The organism is Alteromonas sp. WD8-37 (assembly GCF_055326825.1).
Window position 1 is genome coordinate 18,601 of sequence record NZ_JBUZOV010000006.1, and the last position, 16,366, is coordinate 34,966.

Below are 16,366 nucleotides of genomic sequence, written 5' to 3' on the forward strand. Positions count from 1 at the left end.
TAAATTTAATTTTAGGAAAAAGTTGAGTTTTACCATTGATGCTTATTAAAATGCGCTCGGAAAACATGCACATAATTATTAAAACAGCACTAGAATAAGGCCTGAATGTAAATTAAACAGGCCAGGCTATTTACAACTCTCTAGGAATTGAAGATGAAAAAATTAGCTTATGCCGTTCAGCTTGCGCTGGTCGGAAGCGCCGCTGTTGCCTCTGGCGCAGCCATGGCTCAAGACCAAACTGCCGATGCCGCTGTCGAAAAAATCCAGGTAACCGGTTCTCGAATTTCTCGTCAGGGTGCGATTGCGCCCTCACCCGTGACTGTCTTAAGTGGCGAATCACTGATGAACACCGGTGCGCTGAACATCGGTGAAGTGCTTAACGAATTACCTGCGCTGGCCAATACTTACTCACTGGCTAACTCTGGTCAGTTTATCGGTACTGCCGGGCTGAACATCCTTGACCTGCGCGGTATGGGCGTTGACCGTACCCTGGTGCTGGTGGATGGCAAGCGCCACGTGTCCAGCTCTGCAGGCAGTGCCGCGGTTGACACAAACACCATTCCTACCAGCTGGATTGAACGGGTTGAAATTATCACTGGGGGTGCATCGGCGGTTTACGGTGCCGATGCGGTAACCGGTGTGGTTAACTTTGTACTGAAAAAGAATATCGAAGGCTTCGATATCAGCGCGACCCGCGGTTATGCTAACGACAACGATTATAAAAATGAAAAATATCAGGCGTCGTATGGTCTGAATTTTGACAACGATCGCGGTAATGTTGCGGTGTCTGCTGAATACAATAGCCAAAATCGTTTAAATGCGCTGGACAACCCGTGGACAGCCACCTCCTACCGCAACATGAGCTACGAAAGCATCATGGGTGTGGAACGCACAGAAGAGCAACTGGACTCACTGGCGTACCCTGATGACATCTACACCGCCAATGCCGGCTACTACGCCATCAATAACCGTGGTGTATTTGGTGACAATCTTGACCAAACTTTTAATAGTGACGGTTCGCGGGAAAATCTCTACCTGGGCGACAGTGTAGATGGCCTAGCCTGTGCCGGCCCGTGCGACTTTTACAATCTGCGCCAGTTCACTGATTTACAGCCCGCGTTTGATCGCACCAACTTTAACATCAAGGGTAACTACGATGTAAACGACCAGACACAAGTGTATGCTTCTGCCAAATTCTCACGCACTCGTGCAGAAAGCTTAGGTCAGCCAGCATTTTTCTTCTTCGACAATGAAAATGTGATCAGCCGCAACAACGGCTTTTTGACTGACTCTGTGGCGGACTATATGGATGCCAACGGCCTGGAAAGCATTCAGGTTAACCGCATGATGGCCGATCTGGGCCGCCGCACCGAAAATGATACGCGTGAGACATACCGTTACGTGGTCGGTGTAGAAGGTGTATTTGCCGATTACTGGGAATATGAAGCATTCCTGAACTACGGCAAAACCGATTTGGAGCGTGCTAACAGCAACAACATGATCATGGCCAACTACTTCAATGCGCTTAACGCGGTTGCGCAAGAAGACGGTACCATTGTCTGCGCCGATGAAGAAGCTCGCCAGAATGGCTGCCAGCCAGTCAATATCATGGGCTTTGGTGCGCCAAGCCAGGCTGCCACTGATTACATTAACACCACGTCTGTGGGCACCAGCACCATAGAACAGCTGAATGCTGGTGGTACGGTATCTAACTCGGGCATTTACGAGCTACCAGCCGGTTATGTTGGTGTGGCTGCCGGTGTGGAATACCGTAAAGAAGAAAGTGAAATCAACGAGCCGGAAAATGCGGCCGGTACCTTCTTCAACGCTCTGGGCGAAGACAAGGGCTACTATGAAGTATCAGAGGTATTTGCCGAAGTGACAGCACCACTGCTGTTCGACCTGCCAGGTGTTGAGCTGCTGACCGTGGATGGTGCTATCCGTATCGCGGATTACACTTCTATCGGTAATGCTACAAGCTGGAAGTTAGGCCTGGACTGGCAGGTGGTTGAAGACCTACGCTTACGGGCTACCCGTTCGTCTGCACTGCGTGCACCGAACATCGGTGAATTATTCGGTGAAGCCAGCCAAACCTTCTTTACTGTTGATGATCCGTGCCGTGAAGAAAATCTGGCCAACCTGGCCGATGACGAACTGCGCCGCAACAACTGCGCCGCCCTGGGTGTGCCTGTTGGTTTCAACTCCAACTATGATTCGCAAACCCTGGAAGGCGAAACCGGTGGTAACCGTGCCCTGGGTGCTGAGCAGTCAACTTCTGAAACCATTGGCTTGGTTTACCAGCCATCGTGGTTTGAAGGTTTCACTGCCACCGTCGATTACTGGAAAATCGAGCTGACTGACGCCATTGCCACAGTCGGAGCGCAAACCATTGTTGACCGTTGTGTAGATTCACAAACCGGTATCAATAACGAATACTGTGGTCTGATTGACCGCAATGGTGCCAGCGAAATCACCTTGATCCGCAGCTACGCGCTTAACCTGGCTGGCCAGGAAGCCGAAGGGGTGGATTTTGAGTTTGGTTATGACTTTGACGCGTTAGGCGGTGCAGTACGCACCAACCTGATCGCTACCTATCTGGATGAGCGTAAAGAATTCCCGTTCCAGGATGACCCGACTGATTTTTATCAGTATGCAGGCACCGCCGGTGAAGCAGAATGGCAGGGCACCTTTACCTTAAACTATGATCGTGGCGACTGGCAGGGCAGCTGGAAGACACGTTATATCGACGAGGTAAGCCTGTACGACAACCAGGAACTGGCGCGTAACCCTAACCCAAGCAGCCGCATGTCATTTGCCTCGTATGCGGTAACTGATGTCACAGTTGCTTACAACTTTGACAATGGCGTGAGCGCCACTGTGGGTGTGGACAATCTGTTTAACCGTGCATTGCCGCTGGGTACCACAGGTACCGGTGCCAACGATGGCGCGTATGACAATATCGGCCGCTTTGGTTATGTGACCTTAAGCTACTCGATGTAAGTATCTGCACATAACACGCAGATGTTGTGAAAAAGCCAGTCAGGTTCGCCTGACTGGCTTTTTTTATGCCCATCCCGTTACGGGGTAAAATTTGCTACACTGACGAGCTACGCCACTTGCGTGGCATCTCCAATGTACAACAGGACTTTACATGAGCCAGACACAGCCAAATAATCCGCTTCACGGGCTGACCTTAGAAAAAATCGTAACCCGGCTGCAGGCGCACTATGGCTGGGACGGGTTGTACAGCCGTATTCGCGTAAACTGCTTTAGTAATGAGCCGTCGGTGAAGTCTTCGCTGAAATTTTTGCGCAAAACGCCGTGGGCCAGAGAAAAAGTCGAGAAGCTGTATATCGAAACATTTGGCTAGGGTGCATGTGAATCGAGCTGCCAGACCCGCCCACGGGCCCGGCGCTATGTCGGCTAGCCCGCCAGGGCTGATTGCTCTTCTAAGCTGGCCACCATTTGCTCGCGCATCTTAAATTTTTGGACCTTACCGGTGACGGTCATCGGATAGCTGTCCACAATGCGGATATATTTGGGAATTTTAAAATAAGCCAGATGTTCTTGCAGATAGGCCTTAATCGCCTGCTCGGTGGTCGCGCGGCCGTCTTTTACTGTGAGCCATAAACATACCTGCTCACCAAATTTGTCATCCGGAATGCCAAATACAGCGGCATCGCTGATATCTTCATGATGATACAGCAGCTCTTCGATTTCCCGCGGGTAGATATTTTCCCCACCGCGGATGATCATATCCTTGATGCGCCCGACGATGGTCACATAGCCTTCTTCATCCATCACCCCTAAATCGCCAGAATGCAGCCACCCGTGCTCATCAATAGTGGCCTGGGTCTTTGCCGCATCGTCCCAATAGCCCTGCATCACACAGTACCCGCGGGCGCAAATCTCACCCGGCTCACCCAGCGGTGCGATATTGCCCTGACTGTCGACGATTTTGACTTCGGTATGGTCCATCGCCCGGCCTACGGTTTTCACCTGCTTTTCCAGTGGCGAGTCGATATCGGTAATATGGTTGATAGGGCTGCATTCGGTTTGCCCGTAGCCAATCACCACCTGGTGCATATGAAATAATTGATGGACTTTACGCATCAGCTCTTCCGGGCAGGTGCTGCCGGCCATTACGCCGGTGCGCAGGGAGCGCAAATCATACTGGTCAAAATCAGCCAGCTCTAGCTCGGCAATAAACATGGTGGGCACGCCATGTAAGCCCGTGCATTTTTCCTCCTGTACAGTTTGCAAGGTCAGCGCCGGATCAAATGCCGCAGATGGAAACACTGCACAAGCGCCCACGCTCATACACACCAGGTTGCCCAATACCATGCCAAAACAATGATACAAAGGCACCGGGATACAAATTTTATCCTGCTGGGTAAGGCGCATGGTGTGTGCCACCAAATGACCATTATTGAGAATATTATAGTGGCTTAGGGTCGCCCCCTTTGGATTGCCGGTGGTGCCCGAGGTAAACTGGATATTGATGGGATCACTGGCCTTGAGGGTGGCTTCGATAGCCTGCAGCGCGGTGTATTGCGCTGCCGTGCCTAATTCATAAAGCGCTGAAAATGGCAGCATGCCCGCCTGTGGTGTGGGGGCGGTGAGGACCACCTGCTTCAGCGATGGCAAACGGGAAAAAGTCAGCGTGCCAGCGGCCTCGTCGGGTTCGTCAGCCAGTTCCTGAATCATCTGCACATAATCTGATTGCTTGAATGACTCGGCCATGACCAGGTATTTTACCCCAACATTGTTGATGGCAAATTCCAGCTCATGGGGTCGGTAAGCCGGATTCAAACAGACCATCACTGCGCCGATGCGGGCGGTAGCATATTGAACCAGTGACCACTCAATGCTGTTGGGCGACCAGATTCCCACCCGATCGCCAGAGCGTACACCCAGTGCCAATAATCCGGTGGCAACCTTTTCAACCTGTTGCCATAGCTCACGATATGTCCAACGGATGGCTTGGTGGCGCACCACAATCGCTTCCTGATCAGGGTGTTTGTCGACAATGCTGCGAAAATGCTCACCCAGAGTTGCATTGGTCAGCGGCACACCTTCGGCCCCTTTAAAATAACTTTGAGTCAGAGGAAAATCACTGGATGATGATGTGTTGGTACCTGGCATACTCTGTCTCCATACTTGCAGAATCTATGATGCAGATAATATGCACTGCACCGAGATGGCACTGGCCGAGTTATACTTTTGGCTAACTCGGCTGTCTTTGGCAGAGTAATCAAGACGTAGGTGGCAATCAACCTTTTCTTAACATGTTTAACAAAATAGACAAATATGTCGACAGTCAGGCAGTCTTACGGAATTAGTTGTCGGCTAAGATTAGAGGCAGCTTGAATCGACAGGCAGTGCTTACGCTAGCGGCGGGCGTTTGCTACACTGCGCAAAACCATGATGAACAGGATATCCGTATATGTTTGACGACGAATTTGATTTTGATGATATTGATTTTGACGCTGTAGAAAAATCTGTAGAAGCTACGCAGCATGCTAATGATAAAGCAGCCAATGCTGAGGCTGACGCCTTGCGTGACGGTGCCAATGATTGCGGTGATAGCTGTACTATTTAGGGTCGCAAGCTCGCGGCTCAGATAACGCGAAATGAGAAGATTGGCGAAGCCTTGGGTGCCAGAATTTGGCACCCAAGGGTTTTATCAGGCCGCAGCGACCAAGCCTTTATTAATCTGCGCCGCATCTGCCAAGCGGGTAAAAAAGGATTCTGCATTATCATCGGATGAATTACCCAGCTGCGCCTGCTGTTCCAGATAGGTGCGCTTAAACACCACAGCTTCAATCTTTCTGGCAGCAAGCTGCTGAGCGCCAGTCTGGGCTTGCCATTCCGGGTGCGTCACCAGGGCATCCTCGTTAAATTCTTCAGACAACCCCAAAGCGGTGAGGGCTTCATCCACCTTGCCGCTATTATATCGAAAGGCGACATAGTCTCGTGAGCTATGCTGCAATGCCTGTTGATAGCAGCTGTAGCGGCAGCCTTCGTCACAATCAACATAAACTGCCTGATGTCCCAGTAATTGCAATGTGTCATATAATCGCGAACCTTGCTTGTACTCGTCACTCGAACTGTCGGCGACGATTACCCTGGCGCGGGGAAATGCCGAGGAGATGGCAGAAACCCGTGACAATGCACCGGCATCGTCTTCACAGGTTGCCACGATAAAATCAATATTTTGCCCTTTGTGTGCTGCCATTGCCTTTCCTTTTTGTGTTGCCTGTCTACTGGCGTGCATGCTAACCCAATGATATTAAAAAAGGTTCATGCAAAGGCTGTGCACAAGTGAACGCGCTACTGTAGACACCAGGCATCGCGGGGCCTATAGCAGCACTGAGCAAAGATTGAGGGTGTTAAGGCAACGCAGACCGGGCAGTCTTTGCCCGGTATGTTGCAAGATTGCACCAGCATGGCGCAATGTGGCGTTAGGGTTTAGGGCAGGGCCACATCCTGGGACGTGGGCAAAGCATCAAAGGCTCCGAAGCGGGACACTGCCACCGCACCACACTGGCTGGCAAAGCTGAGCAAGGCATGCAGGTTTTCTGCTGAATCGGTCAGGCGGCTAAGTTCGCCAGCTTCAGACAGGGTGGCTGCCAGGTAATAGAGTAACCCACCGATAAACGCATCGCCGGCGGCGGTGGTATCTACCACCTGGGGCGCAGGCACTGGGTGCGAAATGCGATGGGTGGGGGTGATGCACTGCACCGGGTTGGCCCCGTCCGTGATAAGAATCAGCTGTACACCTTGCTTGATCCACTGCTCAATCATGGTGTCAGCCTGGTCACCGTACAACTCATCCAGTTCTTCGGCGCTGGCTTTGATGATGTCCATGCGACCGGCGGCCCGGCCAATAATACCTGGCCCGTGCGCCGGGTTGCGCCAAAATCCTGGCCGCCAGTTAATATCCATGCATAACAACCCATGATTAGCCCGGGTGCGCTCAATCAATAGCTCAGCGCTACTGGTGAGTAACTCAGTGGAAAATGACCCGGAGCATAAATGCACCACACTGTGGCCATCTACAGCCACCGGTTCGATATCTTTTTCCTGCAAATCCTTATGCGCCGCGTTATCGACATAAAATTCAAAGGTGCGCTCGCCGCGGGCATCCAGATCTACAAATGCCAGGGCGGTTTTGCCTGTGGCTGTGGTGACATACCGGGTATCGACCTGATAGCGTTCAAGGGTATCGGTTAAAAAACGGCCAAACGTATCTTCACCGACCTTAGAGATCAGCTGGCTGCGCCCACCCAACCGAGCAACCGCCACTGAGACATTAGCCGGCGCGCCGCCAGCAAAGGGCCGGAACACTTTTTGCTCGGTCCCATCCGGGGTGGTTTGTAGCTGACCAAGCATATCGACCAGCACCTCACCCAGACATAATACATTTAACATAGCCAAACCTTTATACAGTTGCGCATCAACATGAGAAAATGACTTATACGTCAGATTGCAGTATGGGAAACATCTTGCATTAAATCAACTTTGTTTATTTAATTAATTCATGCATGTCGTCAAAGGAGTAGACAATGACAGCAACACACCGGCACCACCGCGGGCAGCAACGTATTCGCTTTGCCAATGATCGCCAGGTGATTGAACTGATGCGCCAGCATCAGGCCTTATCAAAAGTAGAAATCTCAACCCGCACCGGCTTATCAGCGCAAGCTGCAGCGCAGGTGATAGCCCGCTTAGAAGACCAGCGTTTGGTGGTCAGAGGTGCTAGCCGACAACGCCTGGCAGGCCGCGGTAAGGGCCAGCCCCGGGTGCCCTATATGCTTAACCCGGATGGGGCGTACAGTTTAGGCCTGAAGATAGGCCGGCAGCAGATGGATCTGACGCTGGTGAATTTATGTGGCGAGGTGATTGGCTTTCACAGCAGTGTGGCCCAGGCTCCGGATATTGTTCAGCTACAAGAATTTTTGGCTGCAGCCATGGCCGTGGTCTGTGCACCGCTAAGTCCGGCGCAACGTCAGCGTATTTGCGGGGTTGGGGTAGCGATGCCGTATTTTGCCGGGCAATGGACAAACCCGGCTACTGTCCCTGACCCGGTAGCAAAGCCGGCGTTATATGAGGACCCGGCTGAACTAAACCGATGGCTACGAGAGTACTTTGCGCTGCCGGTGGTGATTAGCAATGACGATAATGCCGCGTGCGTGGCCGAGCTGTTTTGCAGTAACCGTACGGTCCATAGTCATTTTGCGTATTTTTTTATCGGCACCTTTATCGGCGGGGCGGTGGTCATCGATGGTGCGCTGCATGCTGGCAGCACCGGCAATGCCGGGGCAATGGCGTCGCTGCCCGTGACCGGGCCCCACGGCCAGCTGGCTCAGTTGCACGAGTTAGCCTCGGTGTACGGGTTGAAGCAGCAACTTGGCCAGCACCATTGGCACCAGGTGCGACACAGTCAGGGCCCGGAGCCCGCCTGGCAGGATAAGGTGCAGCAGTGGATAGAGCAGGCGGCTAAAGCCATCGCACAGGCCAGTGTGGCCTTGCAGGCTGTATTAGATACTAAGACAATGATCATCGATGGCATCGTGCCAGGCTGGTTATTGCACGCGCTGGTCAGCGCCATCAACCACCATCTCAAGGGTCAGGATTGGCGGGGCATACACCCAATTACCGCCGAGCCAGGCGGAGTGGGGGCTCAGGCGCAGGCGTTAGGCTGTGCTCATCTGCCGTTGCTGGAGCATACTTACCTGTTGTGATACTCCCATCGGGTAAGAGCATGAAATCTGTGCAAGGGTAAATCGGTTCTGATGCCCTTGCGTACAAAATGGCTGGGTTCAAAGAGACAGGAGAAAACTATGATTGCGGTGATTGCCACACTGCATTGCCAGGAAGACAACCTTGAGCATCTGGAGAGTGCGTTAAAAACTCTGCAATTTCATTCGCGCCAGGAAAATGGTTGCCAGCGCTACGACCTTTTGCGCCGTACTGACGGGGATAAAATAGAACTGGTAGTCAATGAACTGTGGGACAATACTGAGGCGCTTGATGCGCACTTTAATGCTGGTCACTTTCGCCGTTTCAGTGAACAGGCGACCGAGATTGTGGAAAGCAGCGAGATCCGAAAATACCGGATCATTGAGGATTAAAAAAGGCTCCGCGATGGAGCCTTTTTTGTTTTAATTGAACGCAAATATTTGCGGTGCCACGGTGTGATAATCCACTGCCATGGCCACGCTTAATAATGTAATGTTCAAGATTGAGAAACCAAACACCTGGCGGGCCCAGCCATTGATATCCACATCGCTGCGATAGCCCTTTAAGGCCATCACCAACCACCAGATACTGGTGGTTGCCGCCACGGCCATAAAGCCTAAACCTGTATACCCACCTAATGGCAGTAACATGGTCACCAGGGCATAAACCGCGATGTACAGCACAATGTGCAACTTGGCGCGTTCGATACCTTTGGCTACCGGCAAAACCGGAATATTGGCAGCCTCGTAATCCTTATAGCGAAAGATCGCGATGGCGTACGAGTGTGGCATTTGCCACAGGCTGAACATCAGCAGTAGGATCGCCGCGCCGGCATCAAACTGGCCGGTCACCGCACAATAGCCTACCACTGGTGGTACAGCCCCTGACAGGCTGCCCACCAAAGTGCCATAGATAGAATTCCGTTTCATGTACAGGCTGTAGACGCCTACATAAATCACGTAGCCGAACGCAGCAAAAAAGACTGCCACAGCATTGGTGAAAGCCGCCAGCAAGGCAAAGCCTGCTACGCCTAGCACAATGCCGTGGGCCAGCGCTGCTTTCACTGACATCTCGCCGGTCACGGTAACCCGGGTCTTGGTGCGCTGCATGCGGGCATCAATATCGCGGTCGATACAATTATTAATTGCACAACCTGATGCCACCACCAGCGACAACCCAACCAGTGTTGCTACCATTAGCAGGCCATCTATATCCCCGCGCGAGGCCAGCAAAAAGCCGCCAGCCACAGAGATCAGATTGCCCATAATGATGCCGGGTTTTGTCACCTGTAAATAACGTCGGAACATCTAACTTGTTTCTCCAGATACAACTTGGATAATGATATACCAGCCAGCCGGCTAGTACATCATCATTGCGTTAGCTTCGTAAATGATCCACACCGACAAGCCAACAATCATCACAATAACCAGCGCACTGAATAAGAACGAGAAGGTACTGGCCCGACCGTCTTCAGTGACAAAGTTAAGGTGTAAAAAGAACTTCAGGTGCACCCAAAGCTGCACGATTGCAGCTACAACCACCGTCCAGATGGTGGTGGTTTTGGAAAAGTCACCTTCCATTACAGCCCAGAATGGGATCGCTGTCAGGATCACTGACAGTACAAACCCAATCACGTAGGATTTTACATCTCCGTGATCCGCAGAATGTGCTTCTGTTTCACCCGGGGTAGTAGAATGTGAATGGCTATGGCTCATTACATCGCTCCCATCAGATATACAACAGTGAATACACAGATCCAGACGATATCCAGGAAGTGCCAGAACAAGCTTAAGCAGCTCAGGCGTGTGACAGTCTGGGTACCCAGGCCACGACGCAGCACTTCAATGATCATGATAGTCATCCAAATCAGACCGGCGGTCACGTGCAGGCCGTGCAGACCTACTAGCGAGAAAAACGCGGTTAAAAAGGCACTCTCACCCGGGCCGTTACCATTTACGATCAGATGATGGAATTCATAGATTTCCATGCCAATAAAGGCAGCACCAAATGCATAGGTGACGGCAAGCCAGGTCAGGGTTTGCGCTTTGTTTTGCTTGTGCGCACCGATCATGGCGAAGCCAAAAGTAATACTACTTAACAGCAGGGCGGCTGTTTCCACAGCCACAAAATCCAGTTCGAAAATATCTTTACCAGATACCCCGCCAGCGGTGTTCATAAACAACACCGCGTAGGTGGCAAAAAACGATGCAAACAACAAGCAGTCGGTCATCAGGTAAACCCAGAAGCCGAAAATCGTATTGCCGCTCGTATCGTGGTGCTCGTGGTCATGGCCGTCGCCATGACCTCCGACATCACTGTTAGGATTTAAGCTTGCTGGAATTGAACTCATGCTGTTACCTCTTTTGGCGCATTTTTCAGATGTTCATCCTCGATTTTCTCAATCTCATCCGGCTGCACGTAGTAATCCACGTCCTTGGTGTAGCAACGCTTGATGTAGAACGCGATTGCGCCAACCAGGCCAACAATGGCCAGCCACCAGATGTGCCAGATCATGGCAAAACAGAATACTGTCAGGCTGCCGCTGATGGTCACACCGGCTGAGGTGTTCTTCGGCATATGGATAGGCTCATAGCTTTCGTAGCGCTTATAAGCTTCGCCTTCTTCCTTCATGTCAGTCCAGGTATCGATGTCCTTCACATAAGGAATTTTGGCAAAGTTATAGAACTGCGGTGGAGAAGCTGTTGACCACTCCAGTGTATGACCGTTCCAAGGATCGCCAGTTTTGTCATCCAGCTCTTCGCGCTTCATGAAGCTGACAATCAGCTGAATCGCCTGGAATAGAATACCAAAGGCAATGACCACAGCACCCAGTGCCGCGATATACAACCAAATGTTCCAGTCTGGATTATTGGTTGAATTCAGACGACGGGTCATGCCCAAGAAGCCCAGTACGTACAGAGGCATAAAGGCCAGTAAGAAACCGATCTGCCAGCACCAGAAGGCACGCTTGCCCCATTGCTCGTCCAGTTTGAAGCCCATGGCTTTCGGGAACCAGTATACAAAGCCGGCCAGGTAGCCAAATACCGCACCACCGATAATGGTGTTGTGGAAGTGGGCAATCAGGAACAGGCTGTTATGTAATACATAGTCAGCACCTGGGATAGCCAGCAGTACGCCAGTCATACCACCGATGGTGAAAGTACAGATAAAACCAATGGTCCACAGTACCGGTGTGGTGATGGTTAACCGGCCACGATAAATCGTGAAGATCCAGTTGAACAGCTTAACCCCGGTGGGTACCGCAATAATCATGGTCATGATGCCAAAGAAGGCATTCACATTGGCGCTCGACCCCATGGTGAAGAAGTGGTGCAGCCATACGACGAAACCTAAGATGGCAATCGCGCCACTGGCATAAACCATCGACTTATAACCAAACAAACGCTTGGCAGTAAAGGTCGAGATAATTTCTGAAAAGATACCAAAGGCTGGCAGAATCAGAATGTAAACTTCAGGGTGACCCCATGCCCAGAACAGGTTGATGTACATCATGGAGTTACCACCGGCTTCGTTAGTGAAGAAGTGGAAGTCCATGTAACGGTCCAGAGTCAGCATCGCCAGAACCGCAGTCAGAATCGGGAACGATGCTGCGATCAGGATGTTGGCCCAGGTACACGTCCAGGTAAAGATTGGCATTTGCATCAGCTTCATACCCGGTGCACGCATCTTAAACACAGTTACCAGGAAGTTAACTGCGGTGAGTAGCGTACCGAGCCCGGATATCTGCAAGGCCCATATATAGTAATCAACCCCGACGGTCGGACTGTATTGCAAGCCTGACAGCGGCGGATACGCCACCCAGCCAGTCTTGGCAAATTCACCTAGACCTAACGATAAGTTGATCAGGATGGCACCACCAGCTGTCAGCCAGAAGCTGAGGTTGTTCAAAAACGGGAACGCCACATCACGAGCACCAATTTGCAGAGGCAAAATGATGTTCATCAGACCAACCATGAACGGCATGGCCATGAAGATGATCATAATAACGCCGTGCGCGGTGAAGATCTGGTCATAATGGTCTGGCGGCAGATAGCCTTCGGCCCCATTGGTGGCCAACGCTAACTGTGAGCGCATCATGATGGCGTCGGCAAAGCCGCGCAGCAGCATAATCAGCGCCAGGATGATATACATGATACCCAGGCGTTTGTGGTCGATGGATGTGATCCAGTCATTCCACAGCACGCCCCACTTTTTGTATTTGGTAATCAGGGTGGCAAGTACCACACCCAATATCGCTACCACCGTGAGCGTACTCATGATTATCGGATCATGGTACGGCACGGCTTCAATAGATAGTTTACCTAAGAAAGACATGATTACTCCTTGGCCCCCATTTCATGTGCGCCGTGGTCTTCCATCTGCTTAGAAGCAGATTCGTGACGGCCCTGAACAGCACCTTCAGGCTTGCTGTAGTAGTCCATTTTTCCGTGATCTTTCATGAACTTCATGATGATCGTGTGGAACAGGTTATCTTCTACATCGGCAAAATATTCAACAGGGTGCGATTGTGTGGGTTCTGCCAGCTCGTTATAAGAAGCTTGATTCAGCTCACCACCTTCGCGCTTAACTTTTTCTACCCACTCGTCAAATCCTTCTGCGGTTGGCGTGGCAATGGCGTCAAAATCCATACCGGTAAAACCTTCACCGCTATAGTTGGCCGAGAAACCGTAGAACGTGCCCGGTTCATCAGCAATCAGATGCAGCTTGGTTTCCATGCCTGCCATTGAGTAGATTTGACTACCTAACTGGGGAATGAAAAAGGAATTCATGGTGCCCTCAGAGGTAATTTTGAACGCCACCGGTTTACCAGCCGGGAACACCAGCTCGTTGACTGTGGCAATACCTTGTTCAGGGTAAATGAATAACCATTTCCAGTTCAGTGACACCACTTCCACGGTGAGGTGCTCGCCCTTGCCTTCAAGCGGCTTATAAGGGTTGAGCGCGTGGGTGGATTTCCACGTGATGACACCCAGCACGATGATGATCAAAATAGGAATCGACCATACAGCCGACTCAATCTTCACCGAGTGAGCCCATTTAGGGGTATAGACTTCAAAATCCCGACTGGCGCGATACTTCCAGGCGAAGAACAGGGTCAGCACGATAACCGGAATAACAACAATCAGCATCAAAAGTGTACTGATAATAATCAGCCACTTCTCTTCAACACCGACTTGTCCTTTCGGATCGAGTACCCCGCCACTACAACCTGCTAGTGTCATCACGACGGCGGTAAGAGCAATTGTACAAAGGTTACGAATAAGCAAAGGAATTTTCCTACAACCCAGAGGTTTACTATCCTGCCGCCCCAGAACAACCAGGACGACGCTCATGTCCGGGATTCACCCCACGGGTGGCTCCCAGCTAGTTTAAGCACACCCGCGTGCCTGCTATGTTATTCACCTGAAACAACAGCTGAATAACAAACAAGCGCGCTAGGCAGCACTTAAAGGGGGTGCGCGCGAGCCATGTGATAATTGAACACGTTGACTTGCGGCAAATTCGGTATGAGTAAGTGATGACTTACTTAAAATAACACCTGCACGGCGTGCAGATGTTGGTGTAAACAGAAGATTAACCAGGGCATTTTTAAACGCGTTGTACACCAGCTTGCAGGCGACTAACAGCCCTAGTGATGCAACAGTAACCGGACCAATAAACGGGTTTTCAATTACCGCAGATACTACATCGGTCGAGTCAGCCAGGGCACCGCACAGCAGCAATGCCACATTTAAAACAGAAATAAACAAGGTGGCGCCCACGCCTTTGCATAACCAATGAGCGTACGCGTCGGCTTTCTGACGAAGCAGACCGTTTTTGCTGATTGTAAACAAAGAAGTCAAAAGGACCATCTCACTCTCGCTTAATGAAAAACTTGGTTAAAAATTCGCCTGGGAAGGGAATTTGCCGGCAAAGGATAGCAAAATCCGCGACCAAGTAAAATCTCTATTAGCGTTAGAAATCAAAGCGGGTGAGGTGAAAATGTTAACCAAAAGTTAATTTATTTGTAGGTTGTTGATTATATTATATAATTATTTTGTTTAAGTTATTTAATGATAAAAATTTAACCAAGTGTCAGGCTGCAATATGCAGGATTAAGAGATGCTTTTGGTGTGTAGGTGGTTGATTTTTGTTCAGCTTGAGTTTTACGCTTAAGGGGGCCAATCAGTGCTTAAAAAATAAGGGCTGTCGCCAGCCCTTATTTATTTATTCATTGTTTTGATTGAGGATTCTGACTTCCCGCTGAGGGAACGGAATACTGATATCATGTTCGCGCAATGTTTCAAAAATCAGTAGCAGCAAATCGCCGCCGACACGGTTTTTACCATCATCAATACCTTCCATCCAAAACTCCACAAACATGTTGACGCCGGAGTCGCCAAAACTGTCGATTTCGCAATCCGGGCGTTCTTCCAGCGGCACCGCATCGCCACTTAATACCTGCGGGTGTTCGCTCACTACTTCTTTGATAATATCTACCATGGCACGGATGTCAGTCTGGTAAGCCACACTAAAGTCAATCCGGTAACGCTGCTTCGGGTCTTTGTGGGTCCAGTTGACCAACAGACTGCTGATAAACTTTTCATTGGGCACCAGAATATCTTTGCCGTCATAGGTTTCCAGTACGGCATAGCGCATCTTAAACTCGCGCACAAAGCCTTTACTGCCATCCTCCAGTTCCACGTAATCACCCACAGTGAGTGAGCGGTCCAGCAAAATGATGATGCCTGAGATAAAGTTAGAGGCAATGCTTTGCAGGCCTAAGCCCAGGCCCACACCCACCGCACCACCGAAGACCGCCAGGGCAGTGAGGTTGATGCCCATGATATTGAGCAGCAATAAGAAAATGACACAGAACAGCGCCACTTCATACAGCTTGGCAAACACCTCTTTGGTGGTGATATCCATCGTATTGTGATTGCGGATGATGTTTTGACCAACATGATTAGACGCCCGCCCCATCCAAAACAGTAATGCACCAAATACCAGTACTCGTGCAATCCCGTAGGCCGATACATCTACATTTCCGACTGATACAGATATAGATTCTAATGCGGTAATGACTACTGGCAGAACCCCAATCATATGTAGAAAAACGATAGGCAAGCCGACCCAACGCAAAAAGATGGCCATCGAGCCGCCTTTGACGAAGGTATTGATGCAACCGGATAAGAAGATCATTACGGCCAGCACCAGCGCAATATCCAGCAGCCAGGGGTCAAGCAAAAACAGGCTGCCCAGTCGGGTGGTCAGCAGCAGTAAAAAGATAGTAAATAACGGAAACAACATATTGCCCAGCCGGTAACCCAGCAGTTGGAGCGTATGGTTTCCATCTGGTGGCGGGTGGCGTAAAAATGGCACGGCTTTGCGTACCTGCCGGGCCACCAGGTAGCCCAATAAATAGAGGGTGAGGATCAACAACAGTTGATACAAAAAATCGGTGCTAAATACCGCTTGCTCTAAGCGGGACAGTTGTTGCTCCGCCCGGCTAAACAGCGCATCCAAAAACGGCATGAAGATATCCTTGTGATACAAAGCAACCAGTACGTGGCTTTGCCTGGCAATTCGCTCAGTGACTTTCCCTATGATGGTGGGCTAT

The 16,366-nt window shown here is 50.7% G+C and carries 15 protein-coding genes; 5 read left to right on the forward strand and 10 right to left on the reverse strand.

What is annotated here, in order from left to right; translation table 11 throughout:
* Positions 1–153: 153 nt before the first annotated feature.
* Both ACTUJZ_RS13115 and ACTUJZ_RS13120 read left to right on the forward strand, forming a co-directional pair.
* On the forward strand, positions 154–3,000 hold the full coding sequence (locus tag ACTUJZ_RS13115; RefSeq protein WP_463636785.1) for a TonB-dependent receptor domain-containing protein: 2,847 nt from the start codon (positions 154–156) through the stop codon (positions 2,998–3,000).
* Between the two features lie 151 nt (positions 3,001–3,151).
* Positions 3,152–3,370 (forward strand): VF530 family protein, encoded by a 219-nt coding sequence (locus ACTUJZ_RS13120; protein ID WP_463636786.1) that lies wholly within the window; start codon positions 3,152–3,154, stop codon positions 3,368–3,370.
* 53 nt (positions 3,371–3,423) lie between these two features.
* Here the strand turns inward: ACTUJZ_RS13120 and ACTUJZ_RS13125 are convergent, their stop codons facing one another.
* A complete protein-coding gene (locus tag ACTUJZ_RS13125; protein ID WP_463636787.1) occupies positions 3,424–5,145 on the reverse strand; it encodes an AMP-binding protein in 1,722 nt (573 codons plus the stop codon).
* Positions 5,146–5,446: 301 nt separating this feature from the next.
* Here ACTUJZ_RS13125 and ACTUJZ_RS13130 point away from each other — a divergent pair, with 301 nt between their 5' ends.
* Complete coding sequence (locus tag ACTUJZ_RS13130; RefSeq protein WP_463636788.1) at positions 5,447–5,602, forward strand: hypothetical protein; 156 nt, start codon at positions 5,447–5,449, stop codon at positions 5,600–5,602.
* An 84-nt stretch (positions 5,603–5,686) separates the two neighbouring features.
* Here ACTUJZ_RS13130 and ACTUJZ_RS13135 read toward each other — a convergent pair whose 3' ends face one another.
* Both ACTUJZ_RS13135 and ACTUJZ_RS13140 read right to left on the reverse strand, forming a co-directional pair.
* Positions 5,687–6,238, reverse strand: coding sequence for a hypothetical protein (locus tag ACTUJZ_RS13135; RefSeq protein ID WP_463636789.1), 552 nt, complete (start codon positions 6,236–6,238; stop codon positions 5,687–5,689).
* A 233-nt stretch (positions 6,239–6,471) separates the two neighbouring features.
* Positions 6,472–7,434 carry a carbohydrate kinase family protein gene (locus ACTUJZ_RS13140; RefSeq protein WP_463636790.1) on the reverse strand — a complete coding sequence of 321 codons (963 nt, stop codon included), beginning with the start codon at positions 7,432–7,434 and terminating at the stop codon, positions 6,472–6,474.
* 134 nt (positions 7,435–7,568) lie between these two features.
* Here ACTUJZ_RS13140 and ACTUJZ_RS13145 point away from each other — a divergent pair, with 134 nt between their 5' ends.
* Together ACTUJZ_RS13145 and ACTUJZ_RS13150 are read left to right on the forward strand one after the other, a co-directional pair.
* On the forward strand, positions 7,569–8,747 hold the full coding sequence (locus ACTUJZ_RS13145; RefSeq protein WP_463636791.1) for an ROK family transcriptional regulator: 1,179 nt from the start codon (positions 7,569–7,571) through the stop codon (positions 8,745–8,747).
* 99 nt (positions 8,748–8,846) lie between these two features.
* Positions 8,847–9,137 (forward strand): putative quinol monooxygenase, encoded by a 291-nt coding sequence (locus ACTUJZ_RS13150; protein ID WP_463636792.1) that lies wholly within the window; start codon positions 8,847–8,849, stop codon positions 9,135–9,137.
* A 30-nt stretch (positions 9,138–9,167) separates the two neighbouring features.
* On the opposite strand, the gene cyoE is transcribed toward ACTUJZ_RS13150, so the two are convergent.
* The 7 genes from cyoE to ACTUJZ_RS13185 all read right to left on the reverse strand — a co-directional run bounded on the left by cyoE (position 9,168) and on the right by ACTUJZ_RS13185 (position 16,281).
* On the reverse strand, positions 9,168–10,052 hold the full coding sequence (cyoE, locus tag ACTUJZ_RS13155) for a heme o synthase (protein WP_463636793.1): 885 nt from the start codon (positions 10,050–10,052) through the stop codon (positions 9,168–9,170).
* A gap of 51 nt (positions 10,053–10,103) precedes the next feature.
* Positions 10,104–10,460, reverse strand: coding sequence for a cytochrome o ubiquinol oxidase subunit IV (gene cyoD, locus ACTUJZ_RS13160; protein WP_463636794.1), 357 nt, complete (start codon positions 10,458–10,460; stop codon positions 10,104–10,106).
* The gene (gene cyoC, locus ACTUJZ_RS13165; protein ID WP_463636795.1) at positions 10,460–11,095 is read right to left on the reverse strand and encodes a cytochrome o ubiquinol oxidase subunit III; all 636 of its coding nucleotides are present in this window, start codon (positions 11,093–11,095) and stop codon (positions 10,460–10,462) included. Before cyoC ends, cyoD begins: the two co-directional genes overlap by 1 nt.
* Entirely contained in the window at positions 11,092–13,080 is a 1,989-nt protein-coding gene (gene cyoB, locus ACTUJZ_RS13170) for a cytochrome o ubiquinol oxidase subunit I (protein WP_463636796.1), read from the reverse strand. Before cyoB ends, cyoC begins: the two co-directional genes overlap by 4 nt.
* A gap of 2 nt (positions 13,081–13,082) precedes the next feature.
* The gene (gene cyoA, locus ACTUJZ_RS13175; protein WP_463636797.1) at positions 13,083–14,033 is read right to left on the reverse strand and encodes a ubiquinol oxidase subunit II; all 951 of its coding nucleotides are present in this window, start codon (positions 14,031–14,033) and stop codon (positions 13,083–13,085) included.
* 168 nt (positions 14,034–14,201) lie between these two features.
* A complete protein-coding gene (locus ACTUJZ_RS13180) occupies positions 14,202–14,618 on the reverse strand; it encodes a hypothetical protein (RefSeq protein ID WP_463636798.1) in 417 nt (138 codons plus the stop codon).
* A gap of 355 nt (positions 14,619–14,973) precedes the next feature.
* Positions 14,974–16,281, reverse strand: coding sequence for a mechanosensitive ion channel family protein (locus tag ACTUJZ_RS13185; RefSeq protein ID WP_463636799.1), 1,308 nt, complete (start codon positions 16,279–16,281; stop codon positions 14,974–14,976).
* Positions 16,282–16,366: the final 85 nt, after the last annotated feature.

What these genes read in the sequence shown, in the direction of transcription:
- ACTUJZ_RS13140 (WP_463636790.1), bottom strand. Translation starts at nt 7,434, where the DNA reads ATGTTAAATGTATTATGTCTGGGTGAGGTGCTGGTCGATATGCTTGGT.
- cyoE (WP_463636793.1), bottom strand. Translation starts at nt 10,052, where the DNA reads ATGTTCCGACGTTATTTACAGGTGACAAAACCCGGCATCATTATGGGC.
- cyoC (WP_463636795.1), bottom strand. Translation starts at nt 11,095, where the DNA reads ATGAGTTCAATTCCAGCAAGCTTAAATCCTAACAGTGATGTCGGAGGT.
- ACTUJZ_RS13135 (WP_463636789.1), bottom strand. Translation starts at nt 6,238, where the DNA reads ATGGCAGCACACAAAGGGCAAAATATTGATTTTATCGTGGCAACCTGT.
- ACTUJZ_RS13115 (WP_463636785.1), top strand. Translation starts at nt 154, where the DNA reads ATGAAAAAATTAGCTTATGCCGTTCAGCTTGCGCTGGTCGGAAGCGCC.
- ACTUJZ_RS13120 (WP_463636786.1), top strand. Translation starts at nt 3,152, where the DNA reads ATGAGCCAGACACAGCCAAATAATCCGCTTCACGGGCTGACCTTAGAA.
- ACTUJZ_RS13180 (WP_463636798.1), bottom strand. Translation starts at nt 14,618, where the DNA reads ATGGTCCTTTTGACTTCTTTGTTTACAATCAGCAAAAACGGTCTGCTT.
- ACTUJZ_RS13125 (WP_463636787.1), bottom strand. Translation starts at nt 5,145, where the DNA reads ATGCCAGGTACCAACACATCATCATCCAGTGATTTTCCTCTGACTCAA.
- ACTUJZ_RS13130 (WP_463636788.1), top strand. Translation starts at nt 5,447, where the DNA reads ATGTTTGACGACGAATTTGATTTTGATGATATTGATTTTGACGCTGTA.
- ACTUJZ_RS13185 (WP_463636799.1), bottom strand. Translation starts at nt 16,281, where the DNA reads ATGCCGTTTTTGGATGCGCTGTTTAGCCGGGCGGAGCAACAACTGTCC.
- cyoD (WP_463636794.1), bottom strand. Translation starts at nt 10,460, where the DNA reads ATGAGCCATAGCCATTCACATTCTACTACCCCGGGTGAAACAGAAGCA.
- cyoB (WP_463636796.1), bottom strand. Translation starts at nt 13,080, where the DNA reads ATGTCTTTCTTAGGTAAACTATCTATTGAAGCCGTGCCGTACCATGAT.
- ACTUJZ_RS13150 (WP_463636792.1), top strand. Translation starts at nt 8,847, where the DNA reads ATGATTGCGGTGATTGCCACACTGCATTGCCAGGAAGACAACCTTGAG.
- ACTUJZ_RS13145 (WP_463636791.1), top strand. Translation starts at nt 7,569, where the DNA reads ATGACAGCAACACACCGGCACCACCGCGGGCAGCAACGTATTCGCTTT.